The organism is Comamonas sp. FUJ_7, from assembly GCF_057369555.1.
In genome coordinates, this window is sequence record NZ_JBXXZI010000002.1 from 223,815 (window position 1) to 246,053 (window position 22,239).

Annotated in this window: 22 protein-coding genes; 21 read left to right on the forward strand and 1 reads right to left on the reverse strand. The window is 57.4% G+C overall.

Translation table 11 applies throughout. From position 1 onward, the window contains the following. Positions 1 to 44 precede the first annotated feature (44 nt). From AC2I9W_RS04760 to AC2I9W_RS04860, 21 genes are all read left to right on the forward strand, one after another. A complete protein-coding gene (locus AC2I9W_RS04760; RefSeq protein ID WP_158390226.1) occupies positions 45 to 404 on the forward strand; it encodes an NADH-quinone oxidoreductase subunit A in 360 nt (119 codons plus the stop codon). A 22-nt stretch (positions 405 to 426) separates the two neighbouring features. After that, positions 427 to 906: a NuoB/complex I 20 kDa subunit family protein gene (locus AC2I9W_RS04765; RefSeq protein WP_003057832.1), complete on the forward strand. Its 480-nt coding sequence runs from the start codon at positions 427 to 429 to the stop codon at positions 904 to 906. A gap of 9 nt (positions 907 to 915) precedes the next feature. Next, on the forward strand, positions 916 to 1,527 hold the full coding sequence (locus AC2I9W_RS04770; RefSeq protein ID WP_486408889.1) for an NADH-quinone oxidoreductase subunit C: 612 nt from the start codon (positions 916 to 918) through the stop codon (positions 1,525 to 1,527). 29 nt (positions 1,528 to 1,556) lie between these two features. Then, complete coding sequence (locus AC2I9W_RS04775) at positions 1,557 to 2,810, forward strand: NADH-quinone oxidoreductase subunit D (RefSeq protein WP_486408890.1); 1,254 nt, start codon at positions 1,557 to 1,559, stop codon at positions 2,808 to 2,810. Then, positions 2,807 to 3,298, forward strand: coding sequence for an NADH-quinone oxidoreductase subunit NuoE (gene nuoE, locus AC2I9W_RS04780; protein WP_486408891.1), 492 nt, complete (start codon positions 2,807 to 2,809; stop codon positions 3,296 to 3,298). Before AC2I9W_RS04775 ends, nuoE begins: the two co-directional genes overlap by 4 nt. Next, complete coding sequence (gene nuoF / locus AC2I9W_RS04785; protein WP_486408892.1) at positions 3,295 to 4,659, forward strand: NADH-quinone oxidoreductase subunit NuoF; 1,365 nt, start codon at positions 3,295 to 3,297, stop codon at positions 4,657 to 4,659. The genes nuoE and nuoF overlap by 4 nt, the downstream gene beginning before the upstream one ends. Before the next feature lie 23 nt (positions 4,660 to 4,682). Next, on the forward strand, positions 4,683 to 6,800 hold the full coding sequence (nuoG, locus tag AC2I9W_RS04790; protein ID WP_486408893.1) for an NADH-quinone oxidoreductase subunit NuoG: 2,118 nt from the start codon (positions 4,683 to 4,685) through the stop codon (positions 6,798 to 6,800). Beyond that, the gene (gene nuoH, locus AC2I9W_RS04795; RefSeq protein ID WP_486408894.1) at positions 6,797 to 7,873 is read left to right on the forward strand and encodes an NADH-quinone oxidoreductase subunit NuoH; all 1,077 of its coding nucleotides are present in this window, start codon (positions 6,797 to 6,799) and stop codon (positions 7,871 to 7,873) included. The genes nuoG and nuoH overlap by 4 nt, the downstream gene beginning before the upstream one ends. Positions 7,874 to 7,884: 11 nt before the next feature. Beyond that, complete coding sequence (gene nuoI / locus AC2I9W_RS04800) at positions 7,885 to 8,394, forward strand: NADH-quinone oxidoreductase subunit NuoI (protein ID WP_219344979.1); 510 nt, start codon at positions 7,885 to 7,887, stop codon at positions 8,392 to 8,394. A 34-nt stretch (positions 8,395 to 8,428) separates the two neighbouring features. Next, entirely contained in the window at positions 8,429 to 9,103 is a 675-nt protein-coding gene (locus AC2I9W_RS04805; protein ID WP_486408895.1) for an NADH-quinone oxidoreductase subunit J, read from the forward strand. Beyond that, on the forward strand, positions 9,100 to 9,408 hold the full coding sequence (nuoK, locus tag AC2I9W_RS04810) for an NADH-quinone oxidoreductase subunit NuoK (RefSeq protein ID WP_158390244.1): 309 nt from the start codon (positions 9,100 to 9,102) through the stop codon (positions 9,406 to 9,408). The genes AC2I9W_RS04805 and nuoK overlap by 4 nt, the downstream gene beginning before the upstream one ends. A 30-nt stretch (positions 9,409 to 9,438) precedes the next feature. Next, the gene (nuoL, locus tag AC2I9W_RS04815) at positions 9,439 to 11,460 is read left to right on the forward strand and encodes an NADH-quinone oxidoreductase subunit L (RefSeq protein WP_486408896.1); all 2,022 of its coding nucleotides are present in this window, start codon (positions 9,439 to 9,441) and stop codon (positions 11,458 to 11,460) included. A 16-nt stretch (positions 11,461 to 11,476) separates the two neighbouring features. Continuing rightward, positions 11,477 to 12,952: an NADH-quinone oxidoreductase subunit M gene (locus AC2I9W_RS04820; protein ID WP_486408897.1), complete on the forward strand. Its 1,476-nt coding sequence runs from the start codon at positions 11,477 to 11,479 to the stop codon at positions 12,950 to 12,952. Between the two features lie 24 nt (positions 12,953 to 12,976). Continuing rightward, positions 12,977 to 14,470 carry an NADH-quinone oxidoreductase subunit NuoN gene (gene nuoN, locus AC2I9W_RS04825; RefSeq protein ID WP_158390248.1) on the forward strand — a complete coding sequence of 498 codons (1,494 nt, stop codon included), beginning with the start codon at positions 12,977 to 12,979 and terminating at the stop codon, positions 14,468 to 14,470. A 56-nt stretch (positions 14,471 to 14,526) separates the two neighbouring features. Beyond that, complete coding sequence (locus AC2I9W_RS04830; protein WP_486408898.1) at positions 14,527 to 14,832, forward strand: DUF2818 family protein; 306 nt, start codon at positions 14,527 to 14,529, stop codon at positions 14,830 to 14,832. Between the two features lie 8 nt (positions 14,833 to 14,840). Next, entirely contained in the window at positions 14,841 to 15,377 is a 537-nt protein-coding gene (locus tag AC2I9W_RS04835) for a DUF1178 family protein (protein ID WP_486408899.1), read from the forward strand. Positions 15,378 to 16,046: 669 nt separating this feature from the next. After that, positions 16,047 to 16,814 (forward strand): ABC transporter ATP-binding protein, encoded by a 768-nt coding sequence (locus tag AC2I9W_RS04840; RefSeq protein ID WP_486408900.1) that lies wholly within the window; start codon positions 16,047 to 16,049, stop codon positions 16,812 to 16,814. A gap of 115 nt (positions 16,815 to 16,929) precedes the next feature. Continuing rightward, positions 16,930 to 17,649, forward strand: a complete 720-nt coding sequence (locus tag AC2I9W_RS04845) for an ABC transporter ATP-binding protein (RefSeq protein WP_486408901.1) — start codon at positions 16,930 to 16,932, stop codon at positions 17,647 to 17,649. A 74-nt stretch (positions 17,650 to 17,723) separates the two neighbouring features. Beyond that, positions 17,724 to 18,920, forward strand: coding sequence for an ABC transporter substrate-binding protein (locus AC2I9W_RS04850; RefSeq protein WP_158390258.1), 1,197 nt, complete (start codon positions 17,724 to 17,726; stop codon positions 18,918 to 18,920). Between the two features lie 72 nt (positions 18,921 to 18,992). Further along, positions 18,993 to 19,877: a branched-chain amino acid ABC transporter permease gene (locus AC2I9W_RS04855; protein ID WP_158390260.1), complete on the forward strand. Its 885-nt coding sequence runs from the start codon at positions 18,993 to 18,995 to the stop codon at positions 19,875 to 19,877. Between the two features lie 13 nt (positions 19,878 to 19,890). Beyond that, positions 19,891 to 20,883, forward strand: coding sequence for a branched-chain amino acid ABC transporter permease (locus AC2I9W_RS04860; protein WP_486408902.1), 993 nt, complete (start codon positions 19,891 to 19,893; stop codon positions 20,881 to 20,883). Positions 20,884 to 21,044: 161 nt separating this feature from the next. Here AC2I9W_RS04860 and AC2I9W_RS04865 read toward each other — a convergent pair whose 3' ends face one another. Further along, the gene (locus AC2I9W_RS04865; protein ID WP_486408999.1) at positions 21,045 to 22,208 is read right to left on the reverse strand and encodes a lipocalin-like domain-containing protein; all 1,164 of its coding nucleotides are present in this window, start codon (positions 22,206 to 22,208) and stop codon (positions 21,045 to 21,047) included. Positions 22,209 to 22,239 lie beyond the last annotated feature (31 nt).

The window sequence follows — 22,239 nt, forward strand, 5'->3', positions numbered from 1 at the left end:
AGGCAGTGATCGGTGAGGCATGTTTTCATAACAAGGCCCACTCGATGAACATCGATCAGTACCTTCCCGTTCTTCTGTTCATTATTATTGGCATGGCTGTGGGCGTTGTGCCTCTGGTTCTCGGCTACGTGCTGGGACCCAATCGCCCCGACGCTGCCAAAAACTCCCCTTATGAATGCGGTTTCGAAGCGTTTGAAGACGCTCGAATGAAGTTTGACGTGCGCTACTACCTCGTAGCCATTCTCTTCATCCTGTTTGATCTGGAAATCGCATTTCTGCTGCCCTGGGCTGTCGCATTCAAAGATGTTGGCGGTGTGGGTTTTGTTGCTGTTCTCATCTTCTTGGCCATTCTGGTCGTGGGCTTTGCCTACGAGTGGAAAAAAGGCGCCCTGGATTGGGAATAAGCAGCTTCTCTGAGGAAACACGATGATCGAAGGCGTGATGAAGGAAGGCTTCGTCACCACCAGTTATGACACGGTGGTGAACTGGGCCAAGACAGGGTCGATCTGGCCCATGACATTTGGCCTGGCCTGTTGTGCGGTGGAGATGATGCATGCGGCAGCTGCACGTTATGACATTGGTCGCTTCGGCTCCGAAGTGTTCCGAGCCAGTCCCCGCCACTCTGACCTGATGATTGTTGCCGGAACGCTGTGCAACAAGATGGCTCCGGCGATGCGCAAAGTCTATGACCAGATGTCTGAACCCCGCTGGGTGATCTCCATGGGGTCTTGCGCCAATGGCGGTGGTTATTACCACTACAGCTATTCGGTGGTGCGCGGTTGTGACCGCATTGTTCCCGTCGACGTTTATGTGCCTGGTTGCCCCCCGACAGCGGAAGCGCTGATCTACGGCATCATCCAGCTGCAGCAAAAAATCCGTCGCACGCATACCATCGCTCGCGTTTAAAGGGCTGAGATGACTGCTATTGCAATTCACCCCGAAAAGCTTCGGGATGTGGTTACGGCTGCCTTGGGTGACAAGGTGCGCTCTGTCACTTTGGCTTATGGCGAAGTGACGGTGGAGGTGTCAGCGGACAATTATCTGGACGTGATGCAGACCCTGCGCAACGCACCTGGTTGCCAGTTCGAGATGCTGTTGGACCTGTGCGGCGTGGATTACTCCACATACGCGGAAGTGGGCAAGGATGGTCCGCGCTTTGCCGTGGTCTCTCACCTGATGTCTCTGACACTGAACCAGCGTCTGCGTGTACGTGTGTACTGTGCCGATGATGACTTCCCTGTGGTTGCCTCGATCAACCTCATCTGGAATTCGGCCAACTGGTTCGAGCGCGAAGCGTTTGACCTGTTCGGCATCGTGTTTGAAGGTCACGAAGACCTGCGCCGAATCCTGACTGACTATGGCTTCATCGGCCATCCGTTCCGCAAGGATTTCCCCCTGTCTGGCCACGTAGAAATGCGCTACGACGCTGAACAGAAACGTGTGGTGTACCAGCCAGTCACGATCGAGCCGCGCGAGATCACGCCGCGCATCATTCGTGAAGAAAATTATGGCGGAGGCCTGCACTAAAGGCGCGTTTCGCCTTTTGACGGAAGACCATGGCTGAAATCAAGAATTACTCCCTGAACTTTGGTCCGCAGCACCCGGCAGCGCACGGCGTGCTGCGTTTGGTGCTGGAGCTGGACGGTGAAGTGGTGCAGCGCGCTGACCCACACGTCGGCCTGTTGCATCGCGCGACCGAAAAGTTGGCCGAAAGCAAGACTTACATCCAGTCGCTGCCCTATATGGACCGCTTGGACTATTGCTCGATGATGAGCAACGAGCATGCTTACTGCCTGGCCATCGAAAAGCTGATGGGCATTGAAGTGCCTATCCGCGCCCAGTACATCCGTGTGATGTTCTCGGAAATCACTCGCATCATGAATCACCTGATGTGGCTGGGCTCCTCGGGCAACGACGCTGGCAGCTCGACCATCCTGATCTACAGCTTCCGCGAGCGTGAAGCGCTGATGGATATGTACGAAGCTGTGTCGGGTGCGCGCATGCACGCGGCTTACTTCCGTCCTGGTGGTGTATACCGAGATCTGCCGGACACCATGCCTCAGTACAAGGCCAGCAAGGTGCGCAATCAGCGCTCCATGGAGGCCATGAACGAAGACCGCCAAGGCTCGTTGCTGGACTTCATCGACGCCTTCACAAAGCGCTTCCCCAAGTGCGCGGACGAATACGAGACCCTGCTCACGGATAACCGTATCTGGAAGCAGCGTAACGTCGGGATTGGCGTTGTTTCTGCGGAGCGTGCTATTAATTTGGGATTGACTGGCCCTATGCTGCGTGCCTCTGGCATGCCTTGGGACATGCGCAAGACCCAGCCCTACGAGGTCTATGGCAAGATGGACTTCGATGTGCCTGTGGGTACAACGGGCGACTGCTATGACCGCTATTTGGTTCGCATGGCAGAGATGCGTGAGTCCAACAAGATCATCAAGCAATGCGTGGACTGGTTGCGCGTCAATCCCGGCCCGGTGATTACGGACAACCACAAAGTGGCTCCCGCAAGCCGTGAAGCCATGAAGTCCAACATGGAAGAGCTGATTCACCATTTCAAGCTCTTTACTGAAGGATTCAAGGTTCCAGAAGGCGAGGCTTATGCCGCTGTCGAACACCCCAAGGGCGAGTTCGGCATTTATTTGATCAGCGATGGTGCGAATAAGCCTTATCGCCTGAAGATTCGTCCACCAGGATTTGCGCACATGGCTGCTCTCGATGAACTGAGCCGTGGCCATATGCTGGCTGACGCCGTGATGGTGCTCAGTACCCTGGACATCGTGTTTGGAGACGTTGACCGATGATTACCGAAGCGACCAGAGAGCGCTTTGCGCGTGAGGTGGCCAAGTATCCGGCTGACCAAAAGCAGTCTGCCGTCATGGCTTGCCTTTCTATCGTGCAGCAGGAGCAGGGATGGGTCAGTCAGGAAAGCGAGGCAGTGATTGCCGAGGTTCTGGATATGCCCGAGATTGCGGTGCACGAAGTCACCACTTTCTACAATATGTACAACCAGAAGCCTGTTGGAAAGTACAAGCTGAACGTCTGTACCAACCTGCCATGCCAGCTGCGTGACGGCTACAAGGCTTTGCAACATCTTGAGCACAAGCTGGGCATCAAGATGGGGGAGACTACGGCCGATGGCCTGTTCACGCTGCAGCAGTCTGAATGCTTGGGTGCATGCGCTGATGCGCCTGTGATGCTGGTGAATGACCGCTGCATGTGCAGCTTCATGAGCAATGAAAAGCTTGATGAATTGGTCGACGGCCTGCGCGCAGCGGAGGGCAAGGCATGAGCACGATTCTGAACAATCCTGCAGCCAACTCCGTGCTGGCAAAGTTTGCATCGTCTGGCGTTGAGACCTGCTTTCATGATCGCCATATCGAGCCGCAAATTTATGCAGGTCTGAACGGCAGCAACTGGTCCATCAAGGACTATGAAGCTCGCGGTGGCTATCAGGCTCTGCGCAAGTTGCTGGGCAAGGATGGCGGTGAAGGGCTGACGCAAGATCAGGTCATCGCGACACTTAAGGAATCCGGGCTGCGCGGCCGTGGCGGTGCGGGCTTTCCCACGGGGCTGAAGTGGAGTTTCATGCCACGCCAGTTTCCTGGTCAGAAGCACCTCGTTTGCAACTCGGACGAGGGCGAGCCAGGAACCTGCAAGGACCGCGACATTCTGATGTTCAACCCGCACATCGTGATCGAAGGCATGATCATTGCCGCCTTCGCGATGGGTATCAGTGTGGGTTACAACTACATCCACGGCGAAATTTTCCAGGTCTACGAGCGCTTTGAGGCAGCTCTGGAAGAAGCCCGCGCAGCTGGCTATCTGGGCGACAACATCCTGGGCAGCAGCTTCAGCTTCCAGCTGCATGCACACCATGGCTTTGGCGCTTACATCTGCGGCGAAGAAACGGCGCTATTGGAGTCGCTGGAAGGCAAGAAGGGACAGCCCCGCTTCAAGCCACCATTTCCTGCCAGCTTCGGTCTATACGGCAAGCCTACGACCATCAACAACACCGAAACTTTTGCTGCGGTCCCTTGGATCATCCGCAACGGTGGTCAGGCCTACCTGGAATGCGGCAAGCCCAATAACGGCGGAACCAAGATTTTCTCGGTCAGCGGTGATGTGAACCTGCCTGGCAACTATGAAGTGCCCATGGGGACGCCCTTCAGCAAGCTGCTGGAGCTGGCCGGCGGTGTACGCACGGGACGAAAGCTCAAGGCTGTGATTCCTGGCGGCTCTTCGTCGCCTGTGTTGCCTGCCGACATCATCATGGGTTGCACGATGGACTATGACTCCATCTCCAAGGCAGGTTCCATGCTGGGTTCGGGTGCTGTGATCGTGATGGATGATTCGCGCGACATGGTCGAGTGCCTGCTGCGTCTGTCGTACTTCTATTCCCACGAGTCCTGCGGTCAGTGCACGCCTTGCCGTGAAGGCACAGGCTGGCTATGGCGCGTGGTGAATCGTATTCAGCACGGTCAAGGCCGTCCGGAAGATATCGAGCTGTTGGACTCGGTATCCGTGAACATCATGGGCCGCACCATCTGTGCGCTCGGCGACGCGGCAGCCATGCCAGTTCGCGCCATGATCAAGCACTTCCGCCACGAGTTTGAAGCGAAGATCCAGAACGCTTCCAAGCAGGCTGCGTAAGCGCCTGATCGCGAGACAAGCATATGGTTGAAATTGAACTGGACGGAAAAAAGGTAGAGGTCTTGGAAGGCAGCATGGTCATGCATGCCGCCGAGAAGGCCGGTACCTATATTCCTCACTTCTGCTACCACAAGAAGCTCTCCATTGCGGCCAATTGCCGCATGTGCCTTGTGGATGTTGAAAAGGCTCCCAAGCCCATGCCCGCCTGCGCCACACCTGTGACGCAAGGCATGATTGTGCGAACCAAGAGCGAAAAGGCCATCAAGGCCCAGCAGTCGGTGATGGAGTTCTTGCTCATCAATCACCCGTTGGACTGCCCCATTTGCGACCAAGGTGGCGAATGCCAGCTTCAAGACTTGGCGGTAGGCTATGGCGCAGGCTCTTCTCGTTACGAAGAAGAGAAGCGTGTGGTGCCTGTGAAAGACGTAGGTCCGCTGATTTCCATGCAGGAAATGAGCCGCTGCATCCACTGCACCCGCTGTGTGCGCTTTGGTCAGGAAGTGGCCGGCGTCATGGAGCTGGGCATGATTCACCGCGGTGAGCACTCCGAAATCACGACGGTGCTGGGTGAGACAGTGGATTCGGAGCTGTCGGGCAACATGATCGACATCTGCCCCGTGGGTGCGCTGACCAGCAAGCCTTTCCGCTACAGCGCCCGTACCTGGGAGCTGTCGCGTCGTAAGTCCGTGTCGCCTCACGACTCCACGGGCGCTAACCTGATTGTTCAGGTCAAGAACCACAAGGTCATGCGCGTTGTGCCTTTCGAGAACGAAGAGGTCAACGAGTGCTGGCTTGCCGACCGTGATCGCTTCTCTTACGAAGCACTGAATAGCGAAGAGCGCCTCACCAAGCCCATGCTAAAGCAGGGCGGTGTGTGGAAAGAAGTCGACTGGCAGACGGCTCTGGAGTATGTGGCCAATGGCCTGCAACAGATCAAGAACGACCATGGCGCCAGCGCCATCGGTACTCTGGTTAGCCCTCACAGCACGGTGGAAGAGCTGTACTTGGCTGGCAAGCTGGTGCGAGGCATTGGCAGCGAGAACATTGACTACCGTCTGCGCAATGCTGACTTCACCGCAGCACAAGGCGTGCAATGGCTGGGTCTGCCCATCGCAGCGCTGAGTCAGCTGCAATCTGCTCTGATCGTGGGTTCCAACCTGCGCAAGGATCATCCGCTGTTTGCACAGCGCATCCGTCAGGCTGCCAAGAAGGGCTGCAAGGTTTTTGCTATCAACGAACGCGTGTACGACTGGGCTCTGCCCGTCAATGCTTCCGTGGTCGCTGCTGGTGACTGGGCACAAGCTCTGGCGGATGTAGCCGCTGCTGTTGCCGAAGCCAAGGGCGTAGCTGCACCTGTGGCAGGCCAAGCACATGATGAAGCCAAAGCGATTGCTGCTGCGCTGCTGGCGGGCGAGCAAAAGGCGGTGCTGCTGGGTAATGCCGCTGCTCACCACGCTCAGGCCTCGACTCTGCTGGCTGTTGCCAACTGGATTGGCGAGCAGACCGGCGCGTCTGTGGGCTACCTGACCGAAGCCGCCAACACTGTGGGCGCGCAATGGGTCAAGGCGGTTCCTGCTGCTGGTGGCATGAATGCGGCTCAGATGCTGTCTGGCAACATCAAGGCTGCCATCCTGCTGAACAACGAACCCGAGTTCGACAGCGCTGCTGGCAAGGCTGCCATCGCTGGTCTGAGCAAGGCCGAGATGATTGTCACGCTGAGCCCGTTCAAGGCGAACATGGAGTTCAGCGATGTGCTGCTGCCTATCGCTCCGTTCACCGAAACATCGGGCAGCTTCGTCAATGCAGAAGGCCGTGTGCAGAGCTTCCACGCTGTGGTCAAGCCTCTGGCAGACACCCGTCCTGCATGGAAGGTGCTGCGTGTGCTGGCCAACCTGATGGGTGTTCAGGGCGTGGACTACGAAACATCTCAGGATGTGCTGGCCGCTGCCACCAATGGCGCAGCTCAAGTGCCCGCCAATGTGCTGAACAACATGGCCAAGGCAGTGAGCGCTGTGGGTGCTGGCAATGTGGGAGCTCCTGTGGTCGCAAGTATCTATCAGCTCGACAGCATTGTGCGCCGCGCTACGTCGCTGCAATTGACGGCTGATGCTCGTCAGGTTCGTGAGGGAGGCGCCGCATGATCGACGCATTGAAAGCTTGGGGCCTCGGTCTGTCCGCAGCCCCCTTCTGGACCGACGTGGCCTGGCCCGTCATCTGGATTTTGCTAGGCATCGTGGCCATCGTGGCTCCGCTGATGGGTGCTGTGGCTTACCTCACATTGTGGGAGCGTAAGCTGCTGGGCTTCATGCAAATCCGCTTCGGCCCCAACCGTGTGGGCCCCATGGGTCTGTTGCAGCCTCTGGCCGACGGCCTGAAGCTGCTGACCAAGGAGCTGATTCAGCCTACCGCTGCGGCCAAGGGCCTGTTCTACGTTGGCCCCATCATGGCCATCATGCCGGCTCTGGCTGCCTGGGTGGTGATTCCTTTTGCTCCAGACGTCGCTCTGGCCAATGTGAATGCGGGCTTGCTGCTGCTGATGGCCATTACTTCGATTGAAGTCTATGGCGTGATCATCGCGGGCTGGGCTTCGAACTCGAAGTACGCCTTCCTGGGTGCACTGCGTGCCTCGGCTCAGATGGTGAGCTATGAAATCGCGTTGGGCTTCTGTTTCCTGGTGGTCATCATGGTCTCGGGCAGCATGAATCTGAGCGAAATCGTGATGGGTCAAAGCCGTGGTCAGTTTGCTTCCATGGGCGTGAGCTTCCTGTCCTGGAACTGGCTGCCTCTGCTGCCTATCTTCATCGTCTACCTGATTTCTGTGGTTGCTGAAACCAACCGTCACCCGTTTGACGTGGTTGAAGGCGAAGCGGAAATCGTGGCCGGTCACATGGTCGAGTATTCGGGCATGGGCTTCGCAGTCTTCTTCCTGGCGGAATACGCCAGCATGTGGCTGGTGTCCATCCTGGCCGTGGTCATGTTCCTCGGCGGCTGGTTGCCTCCGTTTGACTTCCTGGGCTTTATCCCTGGCTGGATCTGGCTGGCGGTCAAGACTTTCCTGGTGGTGTCGTGCTTCATCTGGATTCGCGCTACCTTCCCTCGCTTCCGTTATGACCAGATCATGCGTCTGGGCTGGAAGATCTTCATTCCCGTCACACTCGTGTGGCTGGTGGTTGTGGGTGCTTGGCTGTACTCGCCCTGGAACATCTGGAAATAAGCGGAGTACGTATGTCTGCAGTCGCTGCAACTCCTTTCTCCTTTAAGGATTTCCTCAAGAGCTTCATGCTCTGGGAACTGGCCAAGGGCATGGCCCTGACTGGTCGCTACACCTTCCGTCGCAAGATTACGGTGCAGTTCCCTGAGGAAAAAACACCTCAGTCGCCACGCTTCCGTGGCCTGCACGCTCTGCGCCGTTATGACAACGGCGAAGAACGCTGCATTGCCTGCAAGCTGTGCGAGGCCGTGTGCCCCGCGATGGCCATCACCATCGAATCCGATGTGCGTGATGACGGCTCGCGCCGTACCACGCGCTACGACATCGATCTGACCAAGTGCATCTTCTGCGGCTTCTGCGAAGAAAGCTGCCCGGTGGACTCCATCGTCGAGACGCACATCTTCGAATACCACGGCGAAAAGCGCGGTGACCTCTACTTCACCAAGGACATGCTCCTGGCAGTGGGTGACCGTTATGAAGCCGAGATTGCTGCCAACAAGGCGGCCGACGCCAAGTACCGCTGAAGCGGCTCCTTGATCACTTGAAAAGATTCGATCCATGGACGCCAAAACTGGTTTTTTCTATCTGTTCTCGGTTGTGCTGCTGTTTGCAGCCTTCCGGGTTGTCACGGCCCGCAACCCTGTGCATGCCGTGCTCAATCTGATTCTGGCCTTCTCGCAAGCGGCTGCCATCTGGCTGCTGCTCAAGGCTGAATTCCTGGGCATTGCCTTGGTGCTGGTCTATCTGGGCGCTGTGATGGTGCTGTTCCTGTTCGTGGTGATGATGCTCGATATTCGTATCGACTCGGTGCGCCGCGGATTTTGGAAGCACTTCCCATTTGCAGCCTTGATCGGCGTATTGATCGCCTTTGAGATGGGCATGGTTCTGATGGGCGGCTTCGGCGATGTCGAAGAAGCCAAGGCTGCTGGCGCGACGATCGTCAACGCTGCAGGTCAGACGGTTCCTTATTCAAACACCCAGGCGCTGGGTAAGCTGCTGTACACGGAGTATCTGTACCCCGTGGAAATTGCAGCCGTGATCTTGTTGGTGGCCATGATTGCCGCCATTGCCCTGACGCTGCGCAAGCGCAAGGACAGCAAGGCCATGAACCCTGCAGATCAAATTCGCGTGCGTGCATCTGACCGCCTCAAGCTGGTCAAGGTCGAGGTGACCAAGCCCGCGCAAAAGCCTGACGCCCAAGCTGAGGCGTCTGCAGTGGAGACAAAAGCATGACATTGACTTTGGGCCACTTCCTGACGCTGGGTGCCATGCTGTTTGCACTCGCCGTGGTTGGCATTTTTCTGAACCGCAAGAACCTGATCGTCTTGCTCATGTCCATCGAGCTGATGCTCCTGGCCGTGAACACGAACTTCGTGGCGTTCTCCAGCTATCTGGGCGACATGCACGGCCAGGTGTTCGTGTTTTTCATCCTGACGGTGGCGGCTGCTGAAGCAGCTATTGGTCTGGCGATCTTGGTGCTGCTGTTCCGTAACAAGACAAGCATCAATGCGGAAGATCTCAACACCCTCAAGGGTTGAGTCCGCCGTAACTTGCAAGGTTCTCAAGAAATGAGTCAAACCCTTTCTGCATCCATGCTGCTGGCGGTGCCTCTGGCTCCGCTGGTCGGCTCCTTACTCGCGGGTATCTGGGGCACGGCCTTTGGCGGCAACAAGATTGGTCGCACCGGCAGCAGCTCCCTGACGATTCTGGGCGTGTTGGTAGCCTTCGTTCTGTCGGCACTTACGTTTCAGGCTGTTGTTTTTGACGGCGCAAAGTTCAACGAAACCATCTATACATGGATGGTTGTCGGTGGCCTGAAGATGGAGGTCGGTTTCCTGATCGACTCCATCACGGCCATGATGATGTGCGTGGTGACCTTCGTGTCGCTGATGGTTCACATCTACACCATGGGCTATATGGAAGAGGATGACGGCTACAACCGTTTCTTCTCCTATATCTCGCTGTTCACCTTCTCCATGTTGATGCTTGTGATGAGCAACAACCTGCTGCAGCTGTTCTTCGGCTGGGAAGCCGTGGGTCTGGTGTCCTATCTGCTGATCGGTTTCTACTACAAGAAGTCCACAGCCATTTTTGCCAACATGAAGGCCTTCCTGGTCAACCGTGTAGGTGACTTTGGCTTCATCTTGGGTATTGGCCTGATCGCTGCCTACACCGGCACGCTGAACTACACGGAAATCTTTGCCAAGCTGCCAGAGATCCAGAACACCCAGCTGCCCGGCACTGGCTGGATGCTGGTGACCGTGACAGCGATTTGCCTGTTCATTGGCGCGATGGGCAAGTCGGCTCAGTTCCCTCTGCACGCTTGGCTGCCAGACTCCATGGAAGGCCCCACACCTATCTCCGCGCTGATTCACGCGGCGACCATGGTGACGGCCGGTATTTTCATGGTGTCGCGCATGTCGCCCCTGTATGAGCTGTCGGATACTGCGCTGAACTTCATCCTGGTGATCGGCTCCATCACGGCGCTGTTCATGGGTATCCTGGGCATCATCCAGAACGACATCAAGCGCGTGATCGCGTACTCCACGCTGTCTCAGCTGGGTTACATGACCATTGCTCTGGGCGTTTCGGCTTACTCCGTGTCCGTGTTCCACCTGATGACACACGCCTTCTTCAAGGCGCTGCTGTTCCTCGGTGCTGGTTCCGTGATCATGGGTATGCACCACAATCAGGATATCCGCTGGATGGGTGGCGTGCGCAAGTACATGCCTATCACCTGGATCACCTTCCTGCTGGGTAACCTGGCGCTGATCGGCACGCCGTTCTTCTCGGGCTTCTACTCGAAGGACGCCATCATCGAGGCAGTTCACGCTTCCAACCTGCCTGCATCTGGCTTTGCCAACTTTGCAGTTCTGGCTGGCGTGTTCATCACGGCTTTCTACTCGTTCCGTCTGTACTTCATCGTGTTCCACGGTAAAGAGCGTTACGACCAGAACCCCGATGCGCATCACGATGACCACCACGGTCATGGCCACGATGCCAAGCCCCATGAGTCGCCTCTGGTGGTGACCGGCCCTCTGATGCTGCTGGCCATTCCTTCGGTGGTGATCGGTGCGATTGCCCTGATGCCCATGTTGTTTGGCGACTTCTTCAAGGGCGTGATCTACGTCGATGGCTCCAAGCATGGCGCCATGGCTGAGCTAGCAGAAAAGATTCACGGCTGGGTGCCCATGGCACTGCATGGCTTCCAGACTGCGCCTTTCTGGCTGGCTCTGGCGGGTGTGCTGGTCTCCTATGTGTTCTACATGGTCAAGCCTGAAATTCCTGCTGCCATCATGGCTTTCTCCAAGAAGATTGGTCTGTACCAGGTTCTGGAAGGCAAGTACGGCGTGGACTGGGTGTACGAGAACATCTTTGCCCGCGGTGCTCGTGCCTTCGGTACAGTCTTCTGGAAGGTGGGCGATCAGGCCATCATCGACGGTGCTGTCGTCAACGGCTCCTGGAAGCTCATGGCCAAGTTTGGTCAATGGATTCGCGGCCTGCAAACAGGCTATCTCTATCACTACGCGTTGGTCATGCTGCTGGGTATCGTTGCCCTCATGACGTACTTCGTGTGGCTCAACAAGTAGTAGGGGAAGAACAAAAATGGGTTTGTTGAGTCTTTCTATCTGGGTGCCGATTGCCTTTGGCGCCCTCCTGCTGGCCTTCAGCAAAGAAGGGCAGGCCAACGCAGTGCGCTGGTTGGCCCTGATTGGTGCGATGATCGGCTTTGCGGTGACCATTCCTCTGATCACCGGCTTTGACACCACGACTGCCAACATGCAGTTTGTGGAGAACGTGCTCTGGATCGAGCGCTTCAACATCCACTACCACCTGGGCGTGGATGGCATCTCCATGTGGTTTGTGCCACTGACAGCTTTCATCACGGTCATCGTGGTGATTGCCTCCTGGGCCAACATCACCGAGCGCGTGAACCAGTACATGGGCGCCTTCCTGATCCTCTCGGGTCTGATGATTGGTGTGTTCGCAGCACTGGACGGCATGCTGTTCTACGTGTTCTTCGAAGCAACTCTGATTCCGATGTATCTGATCATCGGTGTCTGGGGCGGCCCGAACCGTATCTACGCTGCCTTCAAGTTCTTCCTGTACACCTTGATGGGCTCGCTGCTCACGCTGGTTGCCCTGATCTATCTGTACACCCAGTCGGGTGGCAGCTTCGAGATCCTGGACTGGCACAAGCTGCCCCTGTCCGGCACTGCGCAGACGCTGATCTTCTTTGCCTTCTTCGCAGCTTTTGCGGTGAAGGTGCCCATGTTCCCCGTGCACACCTGGCTGCCAGACGTTCACGTGGAAGCGCCTACCGGTGGTTCCGCCGTGCTGGCCGCCATCATGCTGAAACTCGGTGCCTACGGTTTCCTGCGCTTCTCGCTGCCCATCGCTCCCGATGCAGCGCATGAGTGGTCGGGCCTGATGATCACACTGTCGCTGATCGCCGTGATCTACGTGGGTGTGGTGGCTCTGGTCCAGCGCGACATGAAGAAACTGGTGGCTTACTCGTCCGTCGCTCACATGGGCTTTGTGACTCTGGGCTTCTTCATGTTCAACAGCTTGGGCATTGCCGGCGGTCTGATCCAGATGATTGCCCACGGCTTTGTGTCGGGTGCCATGTTCCTGTGCATCGGCGTGCTGTACGACCGCGTTCACTCGCGTGAAATCGCCGCTTACGGCGGTGTGGTCAACACCATGCCCAAGTTCGCAGCCTTTGCCCTGCTGTTTGCCATGGCCAACTGCGGCCTGCCTGCAACGGCCGGCTTCGTGGGTGAGTGGATGGTGATTCTGGGCGCTGTGGAATACAACTTCTGGATCGGTTTGGGCGCAGCAACCGCTCTGATCTTTGGTGCAGCCTACACCCTGTGGATGTACAAGCGCGTTTACCTGGGTCCTGTGGGCAACGACCATGTTGCCGAGCTCAAGGACATCAACTGCCGCGAGTTCCTGGTACTGGGCGTCCTGGCTGTGGCAGTGCTGGCCATGGGTCTGTATCCCAAGCCCTTCACCGATGTGATGGACGTGTCTGTGGCTGAGCTCATCAAGCATGTGGCTGTGAGCAAGCTCAACTGACCCGACTGAAACGAGAGACACGAGATGATTGACAACATCAGCTGGCTGGCGATTTACCCGGAGATCATTCTCCTGGTGATGGCCTGCGTCATCGCCTTGGTGGATTTGGGCGTGAAAAGCGCTCGCCGCACAGGTACCTATGTTCTGACCATGCTCACCCTGCTTGTTGTGGCGGTGATGCAAGGCATGTATGCCTCTAGTGGCAATACCTTCTACGGCTGGGGCAACATGGTTGTCTCGGACGCCATGGGCAACTGGCTCAAGTGCTTCGCCACCGTTGCCATGATGATCACCATGGTCTATGGCCGCCCCTACGCGGCCGAGCGCGACATGCTGCGCGGTGGTGAGTTCTTCACCCTGTCGATGCTGTCGCTGCTGGGCATGTTCATCATGATCAGCGGCAACAACTTCCTGGTCCTGTACCTCGGCTTGGAGCTGCTGACTCTGTCCAGCTACGCGCTGGTGGCACTGCGCCGTGACCATGAAGCTTCTGTCGAAGCCGCCATGAAGTACTTTGTACTGGGAGCCATGGCTTCCGGCTTCCTGCTGTACGGCATGTCCATGCTCTATGGTGCAACCGGTTCGCTGGATATCGGTCAAGTCTTCAAGGCCATCAACTCCGGCGAAATCAAGCACCAGGTTCTGGTCTTCGGTCTGGTGTTCGTGGTTGCAGGTTTGGCCTTCAAGCTGGGCGCGGTTCCCTTCCACATGTGGGTGCCCGACGTCTACCACGGTGCTCCTACCGCCATCACCGCCCTGATCGGTGGCGCGCCCAAGCTGGCTGCTTTCGCAATGATCATCCGCCTGCTGGTGGACGGCTTGCTGCCGCTGGCGATTGACTGGCAACAGATGCTGATGGTTCTGGCCGTCTGCTCGCTGCTGGTGGGTAACTTGGCTGGTCTGCAGCAGACCAGCATCAAGCGCATGCTGGCTTACTCGACGATTTCCCAGATGGGCTTTGTGCTGCTGGGCCTGATGTCGGGTGTGGTCGATGGCAAGGTCGATCCTGCAACGGTTGAGAACGCCTACAGCTCCGCCATGTTCTACATGGTGACCTATGTGCTGACCGCTCTGGCTGCCTTCGGTGTGATCTTGCTGCTGGCCCGCGAAGGCTTTGAAAGCGAAGAGATTGCCGATCTGGCTGGCCTGAATCAGCGCAGCCCGCTGTACGCTGGCGTGATGGCCATCTGCCTGTTCTCCATGGCCGGTATCCCTCCGCTGGTCGGCTTCTACGCCAAGCTGTCCGTGCTGCAGGCACTGATTGCATCGGGCAGCAGCCTGTACATCGGTCTGGCCGTGTTTGCCGTGATCATGTCGCTGATCGGTGCCTTCTATTACCTGCGCGTGGTCAAGGTCATGTACTTTGATGCTCCAATCACGGCTACCAGCGTGTCCGCTCCTCTGGATGTGCGCGTTGTGCTGACCATCAATGGTGCACTGGTTTTGCTGCTGGGTATCTTGCCCGGCGGACTGATGGCCTTGTGCGCTGACGCTGTCGTGCGTGCCCTGGCTTCCTGATAAGACGAATGCAATGAGGGCTCGATGCCCTCATTGCTTTTTCTAGGATTGGTTGAGTGTCTATTACCGCCTCTATCTGGCTCATCATCTTGGCTGCCCTTGTGGCAGCCAATTTGCCTTTTATCAACCAGCGACTGGCCATCGTCGGCCCCGTCATGGCTGGGCGCAAGCCGCTGTGGGTGCGCTTGCTGGAAATGATCGTGCTGTATTTTTTGGTGGGCGGCCTGGGCCTGCTGCTTGAGCGCCGTGCCGGTCAGATCTCGCCCCAGGGCTGGGAGTTTTATGCCGTCACAGCCACGCTGTTTCTGACCCTGGCTTTCCCCGGCTTTGTGTACCGCTATCTGGTGCACCGCAAAGGCTGAGAGCTGCCATGAAAGTGCTTGATCTTCATTGCCCTGCAGGCCATGTCTTTGAAGGCTGGTTTGCTTCGGAAGATGATTTTCAAAATCAGCTGCAACGCCAACTGGTGCAATGCCCCATGTGCGGCGACAGTGATGTGACCAAGCGCTTGAGTGCTCCCAGAATCAACCTGGGCGCACAGCCTCCTAAAACGGCACCAGCCGCGCAGAAAGCTTTGCCTGCTGCAGCGGTGCAGCCAGCTGCTGTGCCCGCGCAGGTCGCAGCACCCAAAATGCCCGAGATCAGTGCCGAAGCACGCGAGCAACTGCACGCCATGCAAAGCGCCTGGATGCAGTGGTCGCGCAAAGTGGCGCAAAACACCGAAGATGTGGGCAAGCACTTTGCGGAAGAAGCGCGCCGCATGCACTACGGCGAGATTGAAGCCCGCGCTATTCGCGGGCAGACCAGCACTGAAGAGGCGCTGGAATTGTTGGAAGAGGGCATAGGCGTCGTGCCCCTGGCCCTGCCCGAAGGCTCGGGCGGCGAAGGCGGAGGCAGCCTGCAGTAGTGCAGTCCTGCTCTTGGCCGCATCACCGTTCAAACACCAGCCAGCGCTTTCACAAGCCGCTGGCTTTTTTATTTTCATAGCAGCTTGCGCTTGCCTATCAAGGAAATAAGCATTGAATGTGATTGAGTTGAAGGAGTAGTCAGCGCAAGGTGCTTTTTATTTAATAGCAATCTTTGTCGCTTTCTATATTCAATAGCGACAAATCGCAAGCATATTTCTGTAGCACTGGCTAGTAACTGAGCCGTTGCACTGGTTATTGATCTCTACGGGTTTTCTGCAGGTGTTGATTCGAGATAAGCAAGTGCTTGCAGATATTGAATCATCATTTTTGATAGCTGAAAGTGCTGGCCCCTGCTTGGTTGCGACTCTTGCATTGATATTTTTCGGACCGTTTTTCTGCTCTGTAAATCACTTTGAACTTTGGGTTTGATGTAAGTGATTGCTTTCTTGGTGGTGCCTTTGGCCACTGGGTGTGAGGGTAAGCGAGAGTCCGGTTGGGGAGCTGGCCTAGGAGTTTCCCGCTAAAGCCTGTGAATGCTGTGGAACAAGATCGCTGACGGTAAGTGGCTGCTCAACTTCATGAATCAAGTTTGTCAGCCACCCAGAGGCGAGAGAGTGCCAGTGGCTGCTCTGTCATTGTTGTCCTGCTTACGTATCGGCAAAGCGCGCATGAGCGACCTTATTCTCGAAACCAGACAGCTCACCAAAGAGTTCAAAGGCTTTACCGCCGTCAGCAAGGTGGATCTGGCCGTGCAGCGCGGCTCCATTCATGCGCTGATCGGGCCTAACGGTGCGGGCAAGACCACTTGCTTTAATTTGCTCACCAAGTTTCTGGAACCCACCTCCGGAACCATTCAATTCAACGGAGCGGACATTACCCGCGAAGCACCGGCCCAGATAGCCCGGCGCGGCGTGATTCGCTCGTTTCAGATTTCTGCCGTCTTCCCGCATTGCAGCTTGCTGGAAAACGTACGCATCGGTCTGCAGCGCAAGCTGGGTACGGCCTATCACTTCTGGAGCAGCGAGAAGTCGCTGAACCAGCTCAATGACCGTGCCATGGAGTTGCTGACCGAAGTCGGTCTGCAGGAGCTGGCCGACGAGCTGACGGTGAATCTGCCTTATGGCCGCAAGCGCGCGCTGGAGATCGCCACCACACTGGCCATGGAGCCCGAGCTGATGCTGCTCGATGAGCCCACGCAGGGCATGGGGCACGAGGACGTGGACCGAGTCACCCAGCTCATCAAAAAGGTATCGGCAGGGCGCACCATTTTGATGGTGGAGCACAACATGAAGGTGATTGCCTCCATTGCTGACCGCATCACGGTGCTGCAGCGCGGCGCGGTGCTGGCCGAGGGGCGCTACGAGGAAGTCTCCAAAAATCCGCAAGTCATGGAAGCGTATATGGGGACGACGGATGGGCAGCTGAATGGTCATTGATCCCCCCTGTGCCGCTTTGCGGCTTCCCCCCAGGGGGGACGACATCTTCGCTGCGGGGCGGCCCTTGCTTGATGTCTCTTATCTGGAATCTGCCAGTTTTGAAGTTTGGTGAACGATGAATAAAGCAAGTACTCCGGCGCTGGAAATTTCGGGACTCAATGCCTGGTATGGCGAATCCCATGTGCTGCATGGCATGGATCTGGTGGTGCATCCGGGCGAGGTGGTGACGCTGCTGGGCCGCAATGGCGCGGGCCGCACCTCTACGCTGCGCGCCATCATGGGGCTGACGGGCTCGCGCAAGGGCTCGATCAAGATCAATGGCGTGGAAACCATTCACATGCCTACGCACAAAATCGCCCATCTGGGCGTGGGCTATTGCCCCGAGGAGCGCGGCATTTTCTCCAGCCTGTCCTGCGAGGAAAACCTGCTGCTGCCACCGCCTCTGAAGACCGGTCAGCCGGGTATGAGCATCGATGAGATCTATCAGATGTTCCCCAATCTTTATGAGCGTCGGAGCAGCCAGGGCACGCGCCTGTCGGGTGGCGAGCAGCAGATGCTGGCAGTGGCGCGCATTCTGCGCACCGGTGCACGCTTGCTGTTGCTCGATGAAATTTCCGAAGGCCTGGCACCCGTGATCGTGCAGGCCCTGGCCCGCATGATCACCACGCTGCGCGAGAAGGGCTACACCGTGGTCATGGTGGAGCAGAACTTCCGCTTTGCTGCTCCGCTGGCCGATCGCTTCTATGTGGTCGAGCATGGGCATGTGGCACTTCGCTTTGATGCCAGCGAGCTGGACGCAAAGATGTCCGTGCTCAATGAGCTGCTCGGCGTCTAAGGCATTTCCCAAGGCATTTCGTTTTTTGAGCTTGTCGTTTTCGTTCACAACAAAGACCTAACCCGGAGATAAAGATGAAAGCAAAACTGAGCGTTCTCTCGTGCATGCTGGCTGCCGCTGGCCTGGCCAGCCCTCTGGTCCAGGCCCAGGAAAAAGTGAAGATTGGCTTTGTGACCGATATGTCCAGTCTCTACGCCGACGTGGACGGCAAGAACGGAGCCATGGCCATTCAGATGGCGATTGATGACTTTGGCGGCAAGGCCCTGGGCCAGCCCATCGAGCTGCTGAGCGCAGACCACCAGAACAAGGCCGACATCGCTGCATCCAAGATGCGCGAGTGGATTGATACGCAAAACATCTCGCTGGCCTTCAGCGGTACCAATTCGGGTGCGGCGCTGGCGGTGTCTCAGGTCGCCAACGAAAAAAAGCGTGTGCACATCAACACCGGCGCAGGCTCATCGGCCCTGACCAACGAGCAGTGCAACCCCTATACCGTGCACTATGTGTATGACACCGTGGCGCTGGCCAAGGGCACGGGTGGTGCGGTGGTCGATCGCGGCGGCAAGGACTGGTTCTTTCTGACCGCCGACTATGCCTTTGGACAGGCGCTGGAGGCCGACACCACCAAGGTTATCAAGGCCAAGGGCGGTAAGGTGGTGGGATCTGTCAAGCACCCGCTCAATGCCTCTGACTTCTCTTCCTTCCTACTGCAGGCGCAAAGCTCCAAGGCCCATATTCTGGGGCTGGCCAATGCGGGCGGCGACACCATCAACGCCATTAAGGCGGCCAAGGAATTTGGCATCAACAAGACCATGAAGACCGCCGGTCTGCTGGTCTTTCTGACCGATATTCACAGCCTGGGCCTGAAGAATACCGAAGGCCTGCTGCACACCAGCAGCTGGTATTGGGATATGAACGACGAGTCGCGCAAATTTGCCAACAAGTTCTTTGCCAAAGCCAAGCGCATGCCTACCGATGTGCAAGCTGGCAACTACTCGGCCACCATGAACTACCTAAAGGCAGTAGAGGCGGTAAAGACCACGAACCCCGAGAAGGTGATGGCCTACCTCAAGAGCACCCCCATTAGTGACTTTTACGGCAAGGGCGTGATTCGCCCCGATGGGACCTTCGCCCACGATATGTATCTGATGGAGGTCAAAAAACCTGCGGACTCCGCCAAACCCTGGGACTACCTGAAGGTGCTGCAGACCCTGCCTGCCGACACGGTGTGGACCACCAAGGCAGAAACCAAGTGCGCGCTCTGGAAGTAATAGCGCAAAGGCTGGAGCAGCAGCCTGCGCTGCTGCTCTGACGCACACCTCACCCTCACCAGCGCATCTCTCATGGAAATCTTCGGTGTTTCATTGCCCGGCCTGATGAGCCAGCTCCTTTTGGGGCTGGTCAACGGTTCGTTCTACGCAATTCTGAGTCTGGGTCTGGCCGTGATTTTCGGCCTGCTCAATGTCATCAACTTTGCGCATGGCGCGCTGTTCATGCTGGGCGCCATGTGCACCTGGATGGCCATGAGCTACTTCGGCATCAACTACTGGGTGATGCTGATTCTGTCGCCGCTGGTGGTGGGGCTGCTGGGCGTGCTGATAGAGCGCTTTTTACTGCGCTGGATCTACAAGCTCGACCACCTCTATGGCCTGCTGCTGACGCTGGGTCTGTCGCTGCTGATCGAGGGTGTATTTCGCTCCATCTACGGCGTCTCGGGTCTGGGCTACGACACGCCTGAGCTGCTGGAAGGTGCGACCAATCTGGGCTTCATGATCTTGCCTAACTATCGCGCATGGGTGGTGGTGGCCTCCATCGTGGTGTGTGTGGCAACCTGGTTTGTGATCGAGAAAACCCGCATCGGTGCCTACTTGCGAGCAGGCACTGAGAACCCGCGTCTGGTTGAAGCCTTTGGCGTCAACGTGCCCGTGATGATCACGCTGACCTATGCCTTTGGCGCTGCACTGGCTGCTTTTGCCGGCGTGCTGGCCGCACCCGTCTACCAGGTCACGCCGCTGATGGGGCAGAACCTCATCATCGTGGTGTTTGCTGTGGTGGTGATCGGCGGTATGGGCTCCATCATGGGCTCCATCCTGACCGGGCTGGGGCTGGGGGTCATTGAAGGGCTGACCAAGGTGTTCTGGCCCGAGGCCTCGTCCACCGTCGTGTTCTTCATCATGGTCATTGTTTTGCTGATTCGCCCCGCAGGCCTGTTCGGTAAAGAAAAATAAGAGGGCGCACACCATGAAATCCAAGACGCTTGTTCAACGCATTGCCCCTGTGGGCTATGGCCTGCTGCTGCTGGGCCTGATTGCTGCGCCATTTCTGGGGGCCTACCCGGTGTTTGTGATGAAGCTCATGTGCTTTGCACTGTTTGCTTCGGCCTTCAATCTGCTGTTGGGCTATACGGGTCTGCTGTCCTTTGGCCATGCAGCCTTTCTGGGGGGGGCGGCCTATGTGGCGGGCTACAGCATCAAGGCCTGGGGCTTTACGCCCGAAATAGGCATGCTGCTGGGCACCTTGGTCGGCGCTCTGCTGGGGTTGATCGCAGGCTGGTTGGCCATTCGCCGTCAGGGCATTTACTTCTCCATGATCACGCTGGCACTGGCGCAGATGCTGTTCTTTGTGGCGCTGCAGGCCAAGTTCACCGGCGGTGAAGACGGGCTGCAAGGTGTGGCCCGTGGCAAGCTGTTTGGCGTGATTGACCTGAGCAGCGATCTGACCATGTATTACGTGGCCTTGGTCGTTGTGGTGCTGGCCTTCTTGCTGATCGTGCGCACCATCCATTCGCCTTTTGGTCAGGTGCTCAAGGCCATCAAGGAAAACGAGCCGCGTGCCATTTCACTGGGCTATGACGTCAACCGCTTCAAGCTGCTGGCCTTTGTGATCTCGGCTGCTTTGACAGGACTAGCAGGCTCGCTCAAGACGCTGGTGCTGGGCTTTGCCACCTTGTCCGATGTTCACTGGACCACCTCTGGGCATGTGATTTTGATGACGCTGATGGGAGGGCTGGGGACCCTGTCCGGACCGATTCTGGGCTCTGCCGTGGTGGTGGCGCTGGAGAACAAGATTGGCGAGTTCGGCACTTTCATGGCGCGTACCACAGGCGTGGAGTGGTTCAGCACGCTGGGTGAGTCCGTCACCATCGTCACCGGCCTGATCTTTGTGCTGTGCGTGCTGTTGTTCCGCAAGGGCATCATGGGAGAGCTGATTGCCTGGCTGGAAAAACGGAAGTAACCCTTGAACGGCTTTGCTAGGGAGAAGCAGAGGAGGTCTTTCTGAAGGCCTCCCTCACGCTTTGCTTTGCTGTAGGGGTGGGAAACGACAGACTCGCTGCGGGGGAGGCCTTGCTTGCTGTTGCGGCGTGACGAGATTTTGAACAACTGCCTGCGGTGACGCTATAGCCTCATCGCAGCCGCATAACCTGTCATTTCCAGATAGCCCCGGCCCACAGGGCTGCTGCGGCCATCGGCGCTGATGCGGCGCAGTTCACACAGGCCTTCCCAGTAAATGGCGCCGGTGCTGGCGCGGCTGTCCAGCTCCTGAGCGTCCACCAAGGCATGAACTTCGAAATGACCAGCCGGAGTCTGTACGCTCCAGGCCACGGGATAGCGGGCCTTGCTGTGCGGGCTGCTCCAATAGCGCAGGGGGGTGAAATGAACCTGCTCGGGCGCAAAAATTTGCGCTGGCTGTTCAGGAGAGCGAAAAGAGCCACCAGCCCATAGCGCCGAGCCATCGGGGCGGCGCAGATGAAAGGCGGTGAGGGCGCTGCCGTCATTGAGATTCATGCCGATCCAGTCCCAGCCTTGTGCCTCCTTATCCATGATAGCGGTGCTGCACTCATGGTCTAGCCATGCTCGGTTGTGAGGGCTGGCTTGCACAGGCAGTTGCTGACCTCCAATGGCAATGGAGCCTGTAACGGCAAGCTGAGGCTGGCTGTAGTAGTAGCTGGCCTGCTCTTCGCGTGGGCCTTTGCGTGAAAGACCATTCGAGCCCTGTAACAGCAATGGCTGGGTGCTATGAAATTGAAGATCAAGCGTGAAATCTTTGGCGGCGAGCCTGGCGCGGTAATGGCTGCCTGCATCTGCCGCTTTGCCCGCTAAATTTTCGCGCTTCAGATACCAGTCCTGGATGAAGACATGAGTGTCCTCTTCAGAGGCATCGGCCAGACCCATGCCTGCACGCGCCATGCGTTGGTCGTGGTGCAGCTTGCGGCCCTGTACATCGCAGAGCGCGGCATGGGCAAAGATCAGTTGCTTGGCGGCCAGTGGTGACTGCAGACTCTGCGTGCCTTCAACGCGGGAGCGAAAAAACGTGAGCTGAAAGCCCCAGGGGCGGTCTCCCGCTTGCAACTGTCCGGTGATGTACCACCACTCGGTCTGTAGGTCGGGGTGACTGCCGAAGTCACGCGGAAATTGCAGCGTTTTGACAGGCAGAGCCATGGCTGAATGGGGCAGGGCCAAGTTGCTCAAGCCAAGACCAGCCGCAGCCAGTGCGTGCAGAGACATCCGGCGCGAGATGGTTGCATTAGCAGGTGCGAAATTGGCTGGCATCAGGGGCATTTGGCGCATGCCCCATTGTGACCGTTCAGGC